Annotated in this window: 17 protein-coding genes, 1 pseudogene and 1 riboswitch; of the genes and pseudogenes, 11 read left to right on the forward strand and 7 right to left on the reverse strand. The window is 65.3% G+C overall.

What is annotated here, in order from left to right; genetic code table 11:
* Positions 1-7: 7 nt before the first annotated feature.
* From thiG to I2456_RS03760, 9 genes and pseudogenes are all read left to right on the forward strand, one after another.
* On the forward strand, positions 8-715 hold the full coding sequence (thiG, locus tag I2456_RS03720) for a thiazole synthase (RefSeq protein ID WP_390639493.1): 708 nt from the start codon (positions 8-10) through the stop codon (positions 713-715).
* A complete protein-coding gene (locus I2456_RS03725) occupies positions 712-1470 on the forward strand; it encodes an SGNH/GDSL hydrolase family protein (protein WP_085072731.1) in 759 nt (252 codons plus the stop codon). The genes thiG and I2456_RS03725 overlap by 4 nt, the downstream gene beginning before the upstream one ends.
* A 257-nt stretch (positions 1471-1727) precedes the next feature.
* The gene (locus tag I2456_RS03730; RefSeq protein WP_163703786.1) at positions 1728-1865 is read left to right on the forward strand and encodes a hypothetical protein; all 138 of its coding nucleotides are present in this window, start codon (positions 1728-1730) and stop codon (positions 1863-1865) included.
* Between the two features lie 260 nt (positions 1866-2125).
* A complete protein-coding gene (locus I2456_RS03735) occupies positions 2126-3385 on the forward strand; it encodes an IS30 family transposase (RefSeq protein WP_163703785.1) in 1260 nt (419 codons plus the stop codon).
* Between the two features lie 385 nt (positions 3386-3770).
* Positions 3771-4101 (forward strand): annotated as a pseudogene (locus I2456_RS03740) (CD225/dispanin family protein).
* Between the two features lie 14 nt (positions 4102-4115).
* A complete protein-coding gene (locus I2456_RS03745) occupies positions 4116-4541 on the forward strand; it encodes a DUF2752 domain-containing protein (RefSeq protein WP_085075087.1) in 426 nt (141 codons plus the stop codon).
* 73 nt (positions 4542-4614) lie between these two features.
* Complete coding sequence (locus I2456_RS03750) at positions 4615-6117, forward strand: M28 family metallopeptidase (RefSeq protein WP_068164418.1); 1503 nt, start codon at positions 4615-4617, stop codon at positions 6115-6117.
* A gap of 47 nt (positions 6118-6164) precedes the next feature.
* Complete coding sequence (locus I2456_RS03755; RefSeq protein WP_085075103.1) at positions 6165-7595, forward strand: M28 family peptidase; 1431 nt, start codon at positions 6165-6167, stop codon at positions 7593-7595.
* Between the two features lie 83 nt (positions 7596-7678).
* The gene (locus I2456_RS03760; protein ID WP_085075086.1) at positions 7679-9142 is read left to right on the forward strand and encodes a neutral zinc metallopeptidase; all 1464 of its coding nucleotides are present in this window, start codon (positions 7679-7681) and stop codon (positions 9140-9142) included.
* A gap of 7 nt (positions 9143-9149) precedes the next feature.
* Here the strand turns inward: I2456_RS03760 and I2456_RS03765 are convergent, their stop codons facing one another.
* From I2456_RS03765 to I2456_RS03780, 4 genes are all read right to left on the reverse strand, one after another.
* Positions 9150-9473, reverse strand: a complete 324-nt coding sequence (locus I2456_RS03765; protein ID WP_174814170.1) for a hypothetical protein — start codon at positions 9471-9473, stop codon at positions 9150-9152.
* A gap of 52 nt (positions 9474-9525) precedes the next feature.
* A complete protein-coding gene (locus I2456_RS03770) occupies positions 9526-9750 on the reverse strand; it encodes a hypothetical protein (protein WP_085075084.1) in 225 nt (74 codons plus the stop codon).
* A 117-nt stretch (positions 9751-9867) separates the two neighbouring features.
* On the reverse strand, positions 9868-10056 hold the full coding sequence (locus I2456_RS03775; RefSeq protein WP_276052367.1) for a hypothetical protein: 189 nt from the start codon (positions 10054-10056) through the stop codon (positions 9868-9870).
* Between the two features lie 41 nt (positions 10057-10097).
* A complete protein-coding gene (locus tag I2456_RS03780; RefSeq protein ID WP_085075083.1) occupies positions 10098-11324 on the reverse strand; it encodes a TetR/AcrR family transcriptional regulator in 1227 nt (408 codons plus the stop codon).
* A gap of 238 nt (positions 11325-11562) precedes the next feature.
* On the opposite strand from I2456_RS03780, the gene I2456_RS03785 reads away from it, so the two are divergent.
* Both I2456_RS03785 and I2456_RS03790 read left to right on the forward strand, forming a co-directional pair.
* Positions 11563-12465, forward strand: coding sequence for an oxygenase MpaB family protein (locus I2456_RS03785; protein WP_085075082.1), 903 nt, complete (start codon positions 11563-11565; stop codon positions 12463-12465).
* Positions 12466-12480: 15 nt separating this feature from the next.
* Complete coding sequence (locus I2456_RS03790; RefSeq protein WP_371869910.1) at positions 12481-12735, forward strand: hypothetical protein; 255 nt, start codon at positions 12481-12483, stop codon at positions 12733-12735.
* On the opposite strand, the gene I2456_RS03795 is transcribed toward I2456_RS03790, so the two are convergent.
* The 3 genes from I2456_RS03795 to thiC form a co-directional block, all read right to left on the reverse strand.
* Positions 12732-13361 carry an alpha/beta hydrolase family protein gene (locus I2456_RS03795; RefSeq protein ID WP_085075081.1) on the reverse strand — a complete coding sequence of 210 codons (630 nt, stop codon included), beginning with the start codon at positions 13359-13361 and terminating at the stop codon, positions 12732-12734. The two genes, I2456_RS03790 and I2456_RS03795, sit on opposite strands and share 4 nt — an antisense overlap.
* A 29-nt stretch (positions 13362-13390) precedes the next feature.
* Positions 13391-14218 (reverse strand): bifunctional hydroxymethylpyrimidine kinase/phosphomethylpyrimidine kinase, encoded by an 828-nt coding sequence (thiD, locus tag I2456_RS03800; protein WP_085075080.1) that lies wholly within the window; start codon positions 14216-14218, stop codon positions 13391-13393.
* Positions 14215-15840: a phosphomethylpyrimidine synthase ThiC gene (gene thiC, locus I2456_RS03805; protein ID WP_085075102.1), complete on the reverse strand. Its 1626-nt coding sequence runs from the start codon at positions 15838-15840 to the stop codon at positions 14215-14217. Before thiC ends, thiD begins: the two co-directional genes overlap by 4 nt.
* Positions 15830-15939, reverse strand: a riboswitch (TPP riboswitch). It overlaps the preceding gene by 11 nt.
* Positions 15940-15985 lie beyond the last annotated feature (46 nt).

Raw genomic sequence — 15985 nt, forward strand, 5'->3', positions numbered from 1 at the left:
ACTGATCATGGGCACCGGGGGAGCGACCAACCTGGCGGTGCTCGAAGAGGCGTTGATCGCCTCGGGAACCGAGCTGACGACCGTGGCGATCCGCCGGGTCGACGCCGAAGGCGGCACCGGGTTACTGGACCTGCTCAACCGGCTCGGCATCACACCGCTGCCCAACACCGCCGGGTGTCGCGGCGCGGCCGAGGCGGTGTTGACCGCGCAATTGGCCCGCGAGGCGCTGAACACCAACTGGGTCAAGCTGGAAGTGATCGCCGACGAACGCACCCTGCTACCCGACCCGGTCGAATTGGTCCGAGCTGCCGAACAATTGGTCGACGACGGGTTTGTCGTCCTGCCCTACACCAACGACGACCCGGCGTTGGCGCGTCGACTGGAAGACACCGGATGCGCGGCGGTAATGCCGCTGGGTTCCCCGATCGGTACCGGCCTGGGCATCAACAACCCGCACAACATCGAGATGATCGTGGCGCGCGCCGGGGTTCCGGTGGTGCTGGATGCGGGCATCGGCACCGCCAGTGATGCCGCACTGGCGATGGAGTTGGGTTGCGATGCCGTGCTGTTGGCCACCGCGGTGACCCGGGCCGTCGATCCACCGGCAATGGCCGCGGCGATGAACGCCGCCGTCACCGCCGGTTATCTGGCGCGCCGGGCCGGTCGGATCCCGAAACGCTTCTGGGCCCAAGCCTCCAGCCCCACCGTTCCATGAAACGCTATGTGGCACTGGGTAGTTCGATGGCTGCCGGGCCCGGTATCCGGCCACGCGCGGCCGATTCGCCAAGGAGGGCAGGCCGATCGGCCCGCAACTACCCACATCTGCTGGCGCGCCAACACGACTTCGACCTGGTCGACGTGACCTATTCGGGTGCCACCACCGCCGACCTGCTCACCCAGCACCGACATGGGGCGCCGCCGCAAGTGACCGCGTTGGACGGCTCGGAATCCTTGGTCACGATCACCATCGGCGGCAATGACGTCGGCTACATCCCGTTGTTGATGGCGGCGTCCTTGCCCGCTGTAGTGCGACGAATACCCTTGGTGGGCAATCATATTCGCGAATTGCTCGACCGCGGCAGTCGCGAACAAGCTCTGGCCGCAGTCTTTGATTCGCTGTGTTCGGTCGGCCATGCGGTGCGCGAGCGCGCACCGCATGCCCGGGTCTTGTTCGTCGATTACCTGACGGTGCTGCCACCGGCCGGCGTGCCCGCACCGCCGTTGTCGCAAGCCGATGCGGCCTTGGGACGCCACGTCGCGGCCACACTGGAGCAACGCACGGCCGAGGCCGCCGAGGCAGCGGGGTGTGGCGTCATTCGGGCCGGCGCGGCCAGCCGCGATCACCACGCGTGGTCTGCGGCGGCGTGGACGACGAAACCTGGTGTGCCGGTTCCCGGTAGGCCGGCGCCGCTGCATCCCAACGGCGCCGGCATGCGTGCCGTGGCGGAACTGATCGCCGCCGAATTGTGACGGTCAGCCGTTGGTGCGCCACCACTGGTACAGGCTCGAGGTGTCACCGTTGGACGCGCGGACGAAGGCCAGTACGTTCTTGGCGTCGACGGTCCAGATGACCTCGGCTTGGCCCTGATCGGTGCCACAGGCAACCTGCCCGGCCGAGTCGTTGTTGGTGCCCTGGTGCCAGGTGGTGGGCGACTTGGCGTCCCCACAGTTGGTGAGGGTGTCGGTGCCAATGAGTTTGGTGGAAGGCGCTGGCCAGGTCGGCGCTGTTGGGGAACTGGAAGTACTTGGCCGAGGCGGGCCCGGCCGAGTCGGCGTTCTGCCCGCACGCCATGATCGCCTGCACGGTGGGGAATGTCGACTGCACTTCCGAAACCGGCTGTGTGCCGCAGTTGCTCGTGCTGTAGCCCTTCGACAGCGAGCTGGTAAGCGCGTCGGACGGGTCGGCGTTCGCGGTCGCAGCGCCCAGACAGCCAACGCTGCCGAGGAGCGCCGCAGCCGTCGCTGCCCGAAGTGCGTGAGTGGTGTTGAACATCCTTGACTCCTTAGGTCGTCGGACCGACGGTGCAGCGGCGCTGACATTCGGGAGTGTATTTCTATTGATCGCCGGAAAACAGAGCCTTGGGTTCAGGGGGTAATTGCAACACTTCGTAGTAAGGAGTGTTCGGTGACGCGCCAATGGCAGGGGTTATCGGCTCGGCGTCGGTTCTGGGAGTTGATCGCTGCGGGATGGTCTTCAGAGGATGCCGGTGTTGCTGTCGGCGTGTCTGGAAGCTGCGGCTGGAGATGGTTTTGCAGATTTGGTGGCGTGAATCCACAACTGCAAGCGCCACAGGGGCGCAAGCGTCCGCGGCTGTCGCCTGAGGAGCGCGAACAGATCATGATCGGCACCTCACGAGGTGAGTCGATTCGCTTGATCGCTCATCGATTGAAGCGGGCGCCGTCAACGGTCATGCGCGAGATTGACCGAAACGGCGCTGCTCGCGGTCTGACCGGTCGCTATCGGGCTAAGTATCGGTTCGGGGCCCGCCAGTGCGGGTGGGATGCCACGTCGGGGTATTCGGCGCGGATCGCTCAACGCCGGAGCGAGGAACGGGCGCGCCGCCCGAAGGCCGGCAAGCTGACCCGCTGCCCGCAGTTGGCCGGCAAGGTGCAGGCATTGTTGACTAAGAAATACAGCCCGGAGCAGATCGCCGGCGAGCTAGCCAAGACCTATCCCGACAGCCCGGAGATGCACGTGTCCCACGAGACCATCTACCGAGCGCTTTACGTGCAAGGACGCGGTGAGTTACGCCGCGATCTGGTCACCTGCCTGCGCACCGGGCGCGCGCTGCGTCGACCCCGTAAGAGAGCTCGCGCAGGAGATGGTCGCAGCCGCATTCCGGGCATGGTCAACATCAGCGAGCGCCCCGCCGAGGCCGCCGACCGCGCCGTACCTGGGCATTGGGAGGGAGACCTCATCATCGGCAAGAACCAGGCCTCTCAGATAGGCACCCTAGTCGAGCGCTCCACTGGATTCGTGCAGCTGCTGCACCTACCCGCTAGCCGCCAGGCCGATGTGGTCGCCGAGGCCATGATCGCCAAAATCCAAGTCCTGCCACGAGATCTGTGGAAGACCCTAACCTGGGATCAAGGCCACGAAATGGCCGCTCACGGCCGTATCAGCCTTGCCGCTGACCTCGACATCTACTTCTGCGACCCACATTCACCCTGGCAACGCGGCAGCAACGAAAACACCAACGGCCTCTTGCGCCAATACTTTCCGAAGGGCACCGACTTATCAATCCACTCAGCTGCCTACCTCGACGAGGTTGCTGCCGAACTCAACAACCGGCCACGAAAGCGATTCGACTGGGACAGCCCCGCCAAGATGCTCGATCGGCTACTGTCGAGCGCGTCAACAGCCACTGTTGCAAGCAAACCTTGAATCCGCCAGCTTTCCGCCCATTGGCATGAGTGGGCAATGAGTTGGCCATGCAACACGTGCCCTGGGAAATTATCTGTGTAGGAATCAATTTGCCGCAACAGTGTGCTCAAGCTTGCGATGGAGCGCTGGCAGCGATCCCGAAACAACAACTCAGCCAACATCTTTGAGGCGTCACCCCGACTTTCGCGGGTGATTGTGTGCGCACTCGGGGTCGTATGGGCGTTGATTCGTCGAATCACCGCGTCAGCGGCGCGCTCACCACCGCTGATGCCGCGCGGCACACCCGTCGCGCAAAAACTTTGCACTTTGGTGGTGCCGTTGCGACGGCTCTCCGGTATGGTAAGCACCGCTTTACGCCAGCTAACTTCTCTTGACTGGAGAATCCATGACACAACCACCGCCCCCACCGCCCGGTTACCCCCCCGCAGCAGCCGCCCGCAGGGCAACAGCCGGACAACTACTTGGTGTGGTCGATCTTGGCGACGTTGTTCTGCTGCCTTCCTCTTGGGGTAGTTGCGATTGTGAAGTCCTCTCAGGTCAGTGGGCTGTGGGCGCAGGGCCAATACGGCGAGGCGCAAGCGGCTTCCGAAGCCGCCAAGAAGTGGGTGAAGTGGTCGGTCATCGCCGGCGTCGTCGCGCTGGTCATCTACGGCATCTTGATTGCCCTGGGCGCGATGAACACTGACACCAACGCCGCCATGGCGGCGATGCTCTAAGCCGGGTTGCGTCGATGGTGACCCGTCCAGGGTCGGTGCAACTGGGTCTGGGAGCGCCACTGCTGGTGGCCGCGGCCTCGACGCTGATGTGCGCCGCCATTTGGGTGGGTGACCCGACTACCCCGAACGGTCCGCTCCCCACCTGCCCCACCAAAGCCTTACTGGGCATCGACTGCCCAGGGTGCGGCAGCTTACGAATGCTCTACAGCCTTCTGCACGGCAACGTGTTGGCCGCCGCCAGGTTCAATGCTCTTGGCCTGGCGGCGCTGGCACTGTTGATCTGGGCTTACCTGGCCTGGACCTATGGTCGCCTGGTCGGTCGACGGATTGGCAGTTGGCAGCACAATCGCTGGGCGGCGGCGGTGACACTGTCGTTGGTGGCCGTCTGGTTCGTGGTGCGCAACATTCCGATGTCCCCGTTCAACGCGCTGTTCGTCTGAGTAGCAAAAGATTCGAGCACCGGATGGGTGGTTAACGGGCGCGTCTGCCACGGCGCCGTCTAGTCTGAGCGCGATGGTGAACAAATCGAGAACCATGTCTGCGGTGCTCGTCGTGGCCGCGTTGGTCGCGTCGTTACTGGTGGGTTGTCATCGTGGGTCGACTCAGTCGCAGCCCCCGGCCGGCAATCCCGCCGCGGGCGAATTCGCCAACACGTTGCGCAACAAAGTGACGACCGACGCGATGATGAGGCACCTGTCCAAACTCCAAGACATCGCCAACGCCAACAACGGCACCCGTGCGGTGGGCACCCCCGGCTATGAAGCCAGTGTGGACTATGTCGTCAACACGTTGCGCAGCAGCGGTTTTGACGTGCAGACACCGGAGTTTTCCGCCCGGGTGTTCCACGCCGACAAAGGATCGGTGACGGTGGCGGGTCAGACGGTCGAGGCCCGCGCGCTGGAATTCAGTCTGGGCACCGGACCCGACGGAGTGACCGGACCGCTGGTGGTCGCGCCCGCCGAGGAGAGCCCCGGTTGCACTCCGTCGGATTACGACAAGTTGCCGGTGCAGGGGGCGGTCGTGGTCGTGGACCGCGGCAGTTGCCAATTCGCCCAGAAAGAAGACGCCGCCGCCCAGCGGGGTGTCGCGGCGTTGGTCATCGTCGACAATGTCGACGAACAGACGATGGGCGGCACGCTGGGAGCAAACACCGACGTCAAGCTTCCGGTGGTCAGCGTGACCAAGTCCGTCGGGCTCCAACTGCGCGAACGGTCCGGACCCACCACCGTCAAGCTCAGCGCCAATACGCAAAGCTTCAAGGCCCGCAACGTCATCGCGCAGACCAAGACCGGATCGCCCACTGACGTGGTGATGGCCGGCGCGCACCTCGACAGCGTGCCTGAGGGGCCCGGCATCAACGACAACGGCTCCGGGGTGGCTGCAATCCTGGAAGCCGCTGTGCAACTTGGGAATTCGCCACAGGTGCACAACGCGGTGCGATTCGGCTTCTGGGGCGCCGAGGAACTCGGGCTGATCGGCTCCCGGAACTACGTCGAGTCACTGGACCTCGACGCTCTGAAAAGCATTGCGCTCTATCTGAACTTCGACATGCTGGCGTCGCCCAATCCCGGCTATTTCACCTACGACGGCGACCAGTCGCTGCCGATGGATGCCCGGGGCCAGCCGGTGGTGCCCGAGGGCTCGGCCGGCATCGAGCGCACGCTGGTCGCGTATCTGAAGGCGGCCGGTAAGACCGCGCAGGACACCTCGTTCGACGGTCGCTCCGACTACGACGGCTTCACGCTCTCGGGGATCCCAGCCGGCGGATTGTTCTCCGGCGCCGAGGTGAAGAAGTCCGACGAACAGGCCAAGTTGTGGGGCGGAGCGGCCGACCAACCGTTCGACCCCAACTACCACCAGAAAGGCGACACCCTCGAGCACATCGACCGCACGTCGCTGGGCATTCAAGGGGGCGGTGTCGCCTACGCGATAGGGCTTTACGCCCAAGATCTCAGTGGCCGAAACGGGGTTCCGGCGATGGGGGACCGCACGCGGCACGTGCTCGCCAAACCGTGATCGCAGGCGGCTGGAAGGCACTCGGCGCGGCGCTGCTGGCCGCTGTGATGGTTGCGTGCACCACGACACACCATCCCGCGCCGCCGGCCGCCGCGCCGGATCTGGGTCGATCGCTGGCCGCCAAGGTCACCGTCGACGCAATGATGGGTCATCTGCGGGCGTTACAGGCCATCGCCAATGCGAATCGCGGAAACCGTGCCGCGGGGACCCCGGGCTATGACGCCAGTGTGGACTACGTCGCTAAGTTGCTGCGCGACAAAGGGTTCGACGTATCGACACCGCAGTTCGAACGATTGGTCACCGTGTCGCAAGGTAAGCCCACGCTGACGGTGGTCGGCCGCAGCTACCCCGTCGACCAGGCTTCGCTGCTGGTTCGAACCCCACCGGGGGGCCTGACCGGTCCGGTGGTCCGGCCCACGCAATCGGCCGGATGCGCCGCAGGTGACTATCCACCCGTGGTCCCCAAGGGCGCCGTCGCGGTGGTCGATGACAGCCGCTGCTCGGTGGTCGACAAACAGAACAGCGCTGTGGCCCGCGGAGCGGCGGCCGTTGTGGTGATCAACCGGTCCACCGGTCAAGGGGCCCCGCCCGGGCTGTTCAACCGCGGCTACTACAAGCAGCTCACCGTGCCCGTCGCGGTGGTCGGGGGCAAAGGCGCAACGGCGCTGGAACGAGCCACCGCTCCGGTGCGCCTGGTGCTGGACGCGGAAACCGCTGACATCACGTCACGAAATGTGGTGGCACAGACGAGAACTGGCGCGGCCAATGAGGTCGTGATGGTCGGTACGCACCTGGACAGCCCGGGGGACAGCCCCGGCATCAACAACGGTGGCTCCGGGACGGCCGCCCTGGTGGAGACCGCGCTGCAACTTGGCCCGCTCGCGCCGGTGACCAACGCGGTGCGGTTCGTGTTTTGGGGAGCCGAGGAAAACGGGATCAACGGCGCCACGGACTACGTGTTCGGGTTGGACAACGAGCAGCTCAACAACATCGCGCTCTATCTGAACTTCGACATGCTGGGCTCTGCGAACGCCGGCTACTTCACCGATGACGGTGACCAGTCGGGTCCGCCGGGGCCGGGGGTGGCGTCGGCAGACGTGCCCGAGGGATCGGCGGGACTCGAGCGCACCCTGGCCGGATACTTGAACCTTGCCGGTCGGCGGCCCGCCGACATGCCGCTGAACACCCGCACCGACTACCATCCGTTCCTGGTTGCCGGCGTTCCGGTCGGCGGGATGAACACCGGCGCCTCGCAGACGAAAACCACGGTGCAGGCCCGGCTTTGGGGCGGGCAGGCCGGTGCACCGTTCGATCCCAACTACCCGGGAGCCGGTGACACGGTGGAAAACATCAACTCCGAGGCGTTGGCCGTCATGGGTGCTGGCGTCGCATTCGCCGTCGGGTACTACGCGCAGTCCATCACCGGCGTCAACGGCGTCACACCGCACGACAAACGTCACCGAATACGGCCGTCGTAGCGGCGCATTTGGGGCTTGACAGCAAACGAAGCGTTCTAAAATGGGGTTCCCTTGATGGCACCGGTCGGGACGGGGTTGATTTGATGAATAGGCGCTCGCGCAGGGTAATCGCTTCAGCGCGGGCCGCCATGGCCTGCCTCGCCGCGATACTGGTGGTGGCGGGCTGTACCACCATGGTCAACGGGCACGCGCTCTCCATTCTCAACGACCCGTTCCGGGTCGGCGGGCTGCCCGCGGACAACGGTCCCAGCGGTGCTCGGCCCAACGGGCCCGCGCCCACCGGGACGGTGATCAACACCAACAACGGCCCCATCGACAAGTTGTCGTTGCTATCGATCAACGACATCCAAGAATTCTGGAAAGCGAACTACCGCGATCCGCTGAAGGGGACCTTCAAGCCGGTCGACAAGCTGGTCTCCTACGACTCCGACGATCCCAACAGTCCGATCGTCTGCCACAACGACACCTATCAGCTGGTCAACGCCTTCTTCACCTCTCGCTGCAACATGATCGCCTGGGACCGGGGCGTATTCATGGCGGTCGCGCAGAAGTACTTCGGCGACATGTCCGTCAACGGTGTCTTGGCTCACGAGTTCGGGCATGCGTTACAGACGATGGCCAAACTGGTCAGCCGCAAGGACCCGACGATCGTCCGGGAGCAGCAGGCCGACTGCTTCGCCGGGGTTTACCTCTACCACGTGGCTGAAGGCAAGTCGCCGCGGTTCACGCTGAGTACCGCCGACGGCCTCGACCATGTGCTCGCCGGAATCATCACCACCCGCGACCCGGTGATGGAGTCCGACACGCAAAACGACGACGAACACGGGTCCGCGTTGGACCGGGTGAGCGCCTTCCAGATGGGCTTCATCACCGGCACTTCGGCGTGCGCGGCAATCAACAGAGCTGAAATCGAGCGGCGCCGCGGGGATTTGCCGACGACGTTGCGGGTCGACACCACCGGGAGTCCGGAAACCGGAGAGGTACAGATCACCCAGGACACCTTGAAGACGCTGATGGAGTTGATGGGCAAGATCTTCTCGCCCAAGAACCCGCCGACGCTGTCCTATCAGGGGGCGAGCTGTTCGGATGCCAAAGCGAGCCCGCCGGCGTCGTACTGCCCGGCCAGCAACACCATCGTCGTCGACTTGCCGGCGCTGGCCGCGATGGGAAAGGTTGCCGGCGAGAAGCAACACAGCCTGCCGCAAGGCGACGACACCGCCCTGTCGGTGGTGATGTCGCGCTACGCGCTCGCCGTGCAGCATGAACGCGGACTGGCGATGCGGAGCCCGTGGACCGCGTTGCGGACGGCCTGCCTGACCGGCGTTGCGCACCGCAAGATGGCCGACCCCATCGAACTGGCATCCGGCAACCAGTTGGTGCTCACCGCCGGTGACCTCGACGAAGCCGTCTCCGGGCTGCTCACCAACCACATGGTCGCCAGCGACGCCGACGGCGTCAGCGTGCCGGCCGGGTTCACCCGCATCGCCGCCTTCCGTGGCGGCGTGGCCGGCGAGATGGACGGCTGCTACGCGCGCTACCCGGCGTAGGCGGAGGTCAGGCGGGCGAAGCTTCCCCGGATGTCTGTTGACCGGTGTGCACCCACGCCACGGCGAACCGGGTGAGAAGTAGCCAGCCCAGGGCAACGACCGGGATGGTCCAGGCGCGGCGCACCAGCAGAGCGGTACCGCAGCGCGTGGCAGGGTTGCCGCCGTCGGAGAGCGCGTTCTGGGGAACGGCGGAGGCGAAGCCGTTGCCGCAACTGACCTTGATGCCATACATGTCGAATTGATTCAAATACACGGGATACCAGAGGCCGGCCACGCCGATGACCAGCAGCACCAGGCCCGCAACGCCGATATAGATTTGACGACGACTCACGGCCTCTCCCATGTCGGGTCTGTAAGTAAATAGCGGTTACGGCGGTTGTCGGCTACGTCATGCACACGTCGGAGAACAACAGCACCGGCCAGGATGCGATTGACCCGAGGAAGGACACCGCCAGGTCGGCGCCCTGCAACCGATGCAGGTGATCGGTGTGGGTGGTCGACCAGATGGCGCCGACGAGCAAGTACGGTGTGCCGAGCGTCAATCCAACGGCGATCAATTGGCCGACGCTGACACGGTAACTGAGCATTCGGCGCGCTTTGTCCAACATGATCGGTTCCTTCAGCCATTTTGACGGAGGCCCTGCTGAAACCTGATCAAGCCCCCCGGCTGCGCCTTATGTTAATGAATATTCTTCTCGTGCGGTAGGTCGGGTAACGCGATGGGCTCAGGTCATACAGACGTTGGAGACCACCAGCACCGGCCACGAGACGATCGAACCGAGAAAGGACACGACGAGGTCGGCGCCCTGCATGCCGCGGAGGTGGTCGGTGTGGGTTGCCGACCAGATCAGCCCGACGACCAAGTACGGCGCGCCGAAGAGCACGCCGAGTCCGATCCACTCGGCGACAGTCATCTGGTAACTGAGCACTTGACGCACTTTGGTGATCACGCGGCTCACCTCCTCTTGGCCGGCCGCCCCAGCGCAGTGATTTCGGTCAGGCGGCGAGCGGTTGACCGTGCCTGCGCGAAGTCGTGTCGCCGCACCAGGCGCCCAGAGTCGACGATCAACGCGTAGGCGGCATAGACGCCGTAGCGGGCCCGCGCCACACTCAGCTCCGGACGGACGGCGGTCATCAGACGGGCCCAGGCCTCGGCGGTGGACTGCTGGATGGTGTCCAGCATGGACAGCTCGTCGGGCGGCAGGTTGTGCCGCTCGGTGTAGTAGACGTAGGCGATTTCGGGTCGGGCGAAGGACCGGGCGACGTACGCGTCGACCAGCGCGGCCAACGCGACTTCCGGGTCGTCGGTTTTGGCAATGACTTTGGCGACATCGGCCGAACAGCGGTCGGCCGCGCGACGATACGCTGCGGCCAAGATGTCGACCTTGCTGGGAAAGTAGCGGTACAGCCCGGACGGTTGCATGCCGACCGCCGCCGCGATGTCGTCCATGCTGGTATCGCGAAAGCCGCGCTCGTAGAACAGCCGCATGGATTCGGAGAGGACGAACTCATAGACGCCCGCGGCCGCGGTGACGACCGGCCGGGGCGACGGCATCGACGCGCGGCCCTTGATGGCCGGCAACTCCGCGGCCAGCACGTCGGCGGCCATCTCTGCCACGCCGCTGCGAATCTCGTTGACCGCCAGCGGCATCGAGTGATCGGTGATGCTGCCGATGACGCTGAGGGCCGCCGCAGACAACGTCCACAGGTGCGGCGGTTGCAGCTTGGGCCGCAGCGCGGACAACGGTCGTTGCAGCCGTCTGTTGGTGAGTTTGAGTTGGTCTTTGAGCGTGGTCTGGTCGGCGCCCCTGAGATAACGTCCCTCCCACCGATAGAGACCACCGGCGGTGCGGTTGGCGATCGTGGTGTCGACGAGGGCGCCGATGAGACCGGTCAGCAATTCGGCCGGATCGGTGCCGGTGGCGTCGTCTGCGAAGGCGGTGGCGTCGACGAGTTGCCGGCCCAACGACAGGACCGCATCGCGGAAGAGGTCGTATTTGCTCGGGGAATGGCGATACAACGCCGCAGGTGAGATGCCCACCCGCGAGGCGATGTCCTCCATGCTGACGGCGTGATAACCGTGAGCGCTGAATGCGTCGGTGGAGGCCCGCGCGATCTGGGCCTTCCGGTCCTTCGGGCGCCGGCGTATCGGAGGGGCGGACTCGTCGCGGGCACCGGTCATGGCGTTCACGCTAGCGCCTCGTTCTGCCGCGCCGACCCCGCCGCATCTAACACCTGAATGACTGCTCACTTCTCCCGCCTGCGATCGGCTAATAGCCAGCGGCACCTACTTCATGTAAGAAGAATAGCCATTCACTTAACGTTGCGCGCCCCGTCGAGCATGTGAGACGCTCGAGGCACGGGATTCCGCCCGTGCAAGCGCACGCACCAAAGCGACCAGGGATACGCCAGGGATAGCCATGTCCACACCGCGTGCGACGGCGTCGGCCGCCGCCCCCTTGAATACCAGCCAGACGCGGATCAGCATCGGCCGACGCACGGCTCGCTGGAGCGACGGGCCCGTCACGGTCACCGATGCCATGGATTTCTGGGCCTTCGCCGCGGGGGCTGCGAACGTCATCATGCAGTTGTCCTGGCCCGAGGTCGGATACGGCGTCGTCGAATCCAAGGTCGATTCCGGCAACCTATTCAAGCACCCCTGGAAACGGGCCCGCACCACCTTCCAATACTTGGCCGTGGCGGTATTCGGCACCGACGATGACCGTCGCGCGTTTCGCGCCGCGGTCGACACAGCTCATCGCCACGTCCGCTCCACATCCGCTAGCCCGTTGTCCTACAACGCTTTTGACCGCGACCTGCAGATGTGGGTGGCCGCTTGTCTGTTCGTCGGGCTAGAGGACACCTACCAACTGTTGCGGGGGCAGATGACCGCCGAACAGGCCGAACAGTTCTACCGGTCGGCATGGACGTTGGGGACGACATTGCAAGTCAGCACCGAACAATGGCCGCCGACTCGCGCCGCGTTCGACGAATATTGGAACACGGCCTGCCGGCGGGTGATGGTCGACGACGTGGTGCGCGGCTACCTACTGGACCTGATCGAGTTGAAGATGGTCAATCCGCTCCTGGGTGTGCCGTTTCGGCCGCTGCTGAAGTTCCTGACCATCGGCTTCCTGGCGCCGGTCTTTCGCGAGGCGTTGGGCGTGTCGTGGAGCACCGGCAAGCAGTGGCGGTTTGAACGGCTGTTCCTACTCGTCGCGTTCGTCAACCGCTTCATTCCTCCCTTTCTGCGCCAAGGGGGCAGCCACGTTCTGCTGGCCGATGTGCGGCGGCGAGTGCGGCGCCGCAAACCCCTGCTGTGAGTGATCATGCGAGGGTTGCAACTGCTCAGATCCACTCTCGCGCGTCCCATATCGGTCGGGGCGATGCTCGAGTTGGCCATGTGGCTCGCGGTGCCCTACATCGTGATCGGCATCGCCTGGGCGTTCCTGCATGCCGGCAAGGTCCAGGAACGGCAAGCCTATTGGGACAAGTTGTTGCCGGCCGGTGCGGACATCGCCGCACTCGGCGAGGCGACGGTCCTGTGGCCCGCGCTACTGCTGCTACCGGGTGGTTGTTCGGGTACCGATTAGCGCCGGGCGGTTCGTGAAAGCCTAAGCGCCGCCGCGATTGCCAATGCGGCAACGTCAAGTGTCTTTGAGCTCAGGTCATGTCGCGCGCCGGTGATCTCGACGATCTCCGTCGGCGCCGGAATCAGCGCCGCGGCATCGCGCAGTTCCGCCGGGGTACCGAACGGGTCTGAGGTGCCATGTGTGAACACCGTTGGAACCGTGATGTCCGGCAGGTGCTCGGTGCGGGCGCGTTCCGGCTTGCCCGGGGGATGGACCGGATACGAGAACAGCGTCAGGACGGCGACGGGCGCCTGCTGGGCGGCCACCACCATTGACGTCTGGCGGCCCCCGTAGGAGTGCCCGCCGGCGATCACCGGACCGCTGACCAGCCCGCGACACAGTTCGATCGCTTCGACGATGCCTTCCCGGTCGCTCGCTGCCGAACCCGACGGCGACCCCTTCGGGCGGCGCCGACGGTAGGGCAGATTGTATCTGACCGCCAGCCAGCCGCGTCTGGACCACTCATCGCAAACGCGTTGCAGCAGAGGCGATTCCCGGTTCCCGCCGGCACCATGGGTGAGCACCACGACGCCGGCCGGGGTATATTCAGGTTGGTGCGCGACGCCGTCGATCGAATCGAGAACCATGGCGCCGCTCCTCCTCATCACCCGGCGCGTCATGCCAGCCGGAACAACGCCGAGACCGGCCCATGGCCGCCGCCCAGGGGATAAGCCGCGCGCAGACACTCGGTCACCCAGCGCTTGCCGAAACTCACCGCCTCGGGAACGGAGAACCCGTGCGCCAACGCGCAGGCGACCGCGGCCGCCAAGGTGTCACCGCCGCCGTGATCGTTGGTGGTGGGCACCCGTGGCGCATCGAACTCGTGGAAATCGGCACCGTCATACAACAGGTCGCTGCTGCGGTCCGACGAGCGCAGGTGCCCACCCTTGACCAGCACCCACCGCGGACCCATGGCGTGCAGGGCCTTCGCCGCCGCCCGCTGCGATTCGCCGTCCACCACGTCGATGTCAACCAGGAGTCGCACCTCGTCGAGGTTCGGAGTCACCAGCGTCGCCAGCGGAAACAGCTCCGCGCGAAGGGAATCCAGCGCGTCTTGAGCCAGGAGCGGGTCACCGTGCATCGAGGCGCACACCGGGTCGACGACCAGGGGAACCGTCACTCCCAACCGTCGCCACGTCTGGGCCACGGTGGTGATGATGGTGGCCGAGGCCATCATTCCGGTCTTGGCGGCCTGGATGCCGATGTCGGTGACCACGGCGTCGATCTGTCCGGCCACGATGTCATCGGGGATCTCGTGGAACGTTCTGACGCCCAAGCTGTTCTGCACGGTCACCGCGGTGACGGCCACGCAGGCGTGCCCGCCGAGCATCGCGATGGTGCGCATGTCGGCCTGGATGCCCGCGCCGCCACCGGAATCCGACCCCGCGATGGTCAACACCCGCAGCGGTGTCGTTCCCGGCGGCGGCAGTGGCAGGTAGTTCACTGCGTGATTGGCAGATACACCCGGTTGCCGTGGTCGGCGAACTCCCGCGACTTTTCGGCCATCCCGCTGGCCAACATCGCCTCCACGTCCTCTTCGGTCTCCAGGCCGTGTTTGGCGGCGTAGTCGCGGACATCCTGCGTGATCCGCATCGAGCAGAACTTCGGGCCGCACATCGAGCAGAAGTGCGCGGTCTTGGCGGGTTCGGCCGGCAGCGTTTCGTCGTGGTACTCCCGGGCGGTGTCGGGGTCCAGCGACAGCGCGAACTGGTCGTTCCAGCGGAACTCGAATCGTGCCTGGCTCAGTGCATTGTCGCGGTCTTGCGCGTGCGGATGCCCCTTGGCCAGATCGCCTGCGTGCGCGGCGATCTTGTAGGCGATCACACCGTCCTTGACGTCCTTGCGGTCCGGTAGTCCGAGGTGCTCCTTGGGCGTCACGTAGCACAGCATCGCGGTGCCGGCCTGGGCGATGATGGCAGCGCCGATCGCCGAGGTGATGTGGTCGTATGCCGGTGCGATGTCGGTGGCCAGCGGACCCAGCGTGTAGAAGGGCGCCTCTTCGCACAACTCTTCTTCCAGGCGCACGTTCTCTACGATCTTGTGCATCGGCACGTGCCCGGGGCCCTCGATCATGACTTGTGCGCCATGGGCTTTGGCGATCTTGGTCAACTCGCCCAGCGTGCGCAGTTCGGCGAATTGCGCGGCGTCGTTGGCGTCGGCGATGGAGCCGGGACGCAGTCCGTCGCCGAGGGAGAAGGTGACGTCATAGCTGGCCAGGATGTCGCACAGCTCTTCAAAGTTGGTGTACAGGAACGACTCTCGGTGATGCGCCAGGCACCAGGCCGCCATGATCGAGCCGCCGCGAGACACGATCCCGGTGACCCGCTTGGCGGTCAGCGGCACGTACCGCAACAGCACCCCGGCGTGCACGGTCATGTAGTCCACACCCTGCTCGCACTGCTCGATGACGGTGTCGCGGTAGAGCTCCCAAGTCAACTCGGTGGGATCACCCTTGACCTTTTCCAACGCCTGGTAGATCGGCACCGTGCCGACCGGCACCGGCGAGTTCCGCAGGATCCACTCTCGGGTCTCGTGAATGTTCTTGCCGGTGGACAGGTCCATGATGGTGTCGGCTCCCCACCGGGTCGCCCACACCATCTTGTCGACCTCTTCGGCGATCGACGAGGTCACCGCGGAGTTGCCGATGTTCGCGTTCACTTTGACCGCGAACGCCTTGCCGATGATCATCGGCTCGCTCTCGGGGTGGTTGAAGTTCGCCGGGATCACCGCACGCCCCCGGGCCACCTCGTCGCGCACCAGTTCGGCGGGTAGGCCTTCGCGGGCGGCGATGAAGGCCATCTCCGCGGTGATCTCCCCGGCGCGCGCCCGCTGCAGCTGCGTGCCCCGGTCCCGCACCACGCCCGGTCTCGGCGGGAGGCCAGCGGCTAGGTCGATCACCGCGTTGTCGTCGGTGTACGGCCCGGAGGTGTCGTAAAGGTCGAAGTGGTCGCCGGTGGACAGGTCCACGCGCCGAAACGGCACCTGCATGCCTGCCACGTCCCGGTAGACCTTGTGGCTGCCCGCGATGGGTCCGGTGGTCACCGACGGTTCAATGGTTACGGTCATTTCATCTCCCTACGCCGGCATTACCCGGTCAGGTTCGTACGGTCGACGGCCCCAGCCGTCCTCTCAGCGCACTGGGCGTGCGCTCCCGCGTATCGAGTTGGACCTCGTCCACGCTAGCGCAGCATGACCCCAATGTGCAGGGCAG

It is taken from the genome of Mycobacterium kubicae (assembly GCF_015689175.1).
Lineage (GTDB): Bacteria > Actinomycetota > Actinomycetes > Mycobacteriales > Mycobacteriaceae > Mycobacterium > Mycobacterium kubicae.

What these genes read in the sequence shown, in the direction of transcription:
- thiG (WP_390639493.1), top strand. Translation starts at nt 8, where the DNA reads ATGGGCACCGGGGGAGCGACCAACCTGGCGGTGCTCGAAGAGGCGTTG.
- I2456_RS03725 (WP_085072731.1), top strand. Translation starts at nt 712, where the DNA reads ATGAAACGCTATGTGGCACTGGGTAGTTCGATGGCTGCCGGGCCCGGT.
- I2456_RS03745 (WP_085075087.1), top strand. Translation starts at nt 4,116, where the DNA reads ATGGTGACCCGTCCAGGGTCGGTGCAACTGGGTCTGGGAGCGCCACTG.
- I2456_RS03750 (WP_068164418.1), top strand. Translation starts at nt 4,615, where the DNA reads ATGGTGAACAAATCGAGAACCATGTCTGCGGTGCTCGTCGTGGCCGCG.
- I2456_RS03755 (WP_085075103.1), top strand. Translation starts at nt 6,165, where the DNA reads ATGGTTGCGTGCACCACGACACACCATCCCGCGCCGCCGGCCGCCGCG.
- I2456_RS03760 (WP_085075086.1), top strand. Translation starts at nt 7,679, where the DNA reads ATGAATAGGCGCTCGCGCAGGGTAATCGCTTCAGCGCGGGCCGCCATG.
- I2456_RS03770 (WP_085075084.1), bottom strand. Translation starts at nt 9,750, where the DNA reads ATGTTGGACAAAGCGCGCCGAATGCTCAGTTACCGTGTCAGCGTCGGC.
- I2456_RS03775 (WP_276052367.1), bottom strand. Translation starts at nt 10,056, where the DNA reads ATGACTGTCGCCGAGTGGATCGGACTCGGCGTGCTCTTCGGCGCGCCG.
- I2456_RS03780 (WP_085075083.1), bottom strand. Translation starts at nt 11,324, where the DNA reads ATGACCGGTGCCCGCGACGAGTCCGCCCCTCCGATACGCCGGCGCCCG.
- I2456_RS03785 (WP_085075082.1), top strand. Translation starts at nt 11,563, where the DNA reads ATGTCCACACCGCGTGCGACGGCGTCGGCCGCCGCCCCCTTGAATACC.
- I2456_RS03795 (WP_085075081.1), bottom strand. Translation starts at nt 13,361, where the DNA reads ATGGTTCTCGATTCGATCGACGGCGTCGCGCACCAACCTGAATATACC.
- thiC (WP_085075102.1), bottom strand. Translation starts at nt 15,840, where the DNA reads ATGACCGTAACCATTGAACCGTCGGTGACCACCGGACCCATCGCGGGC.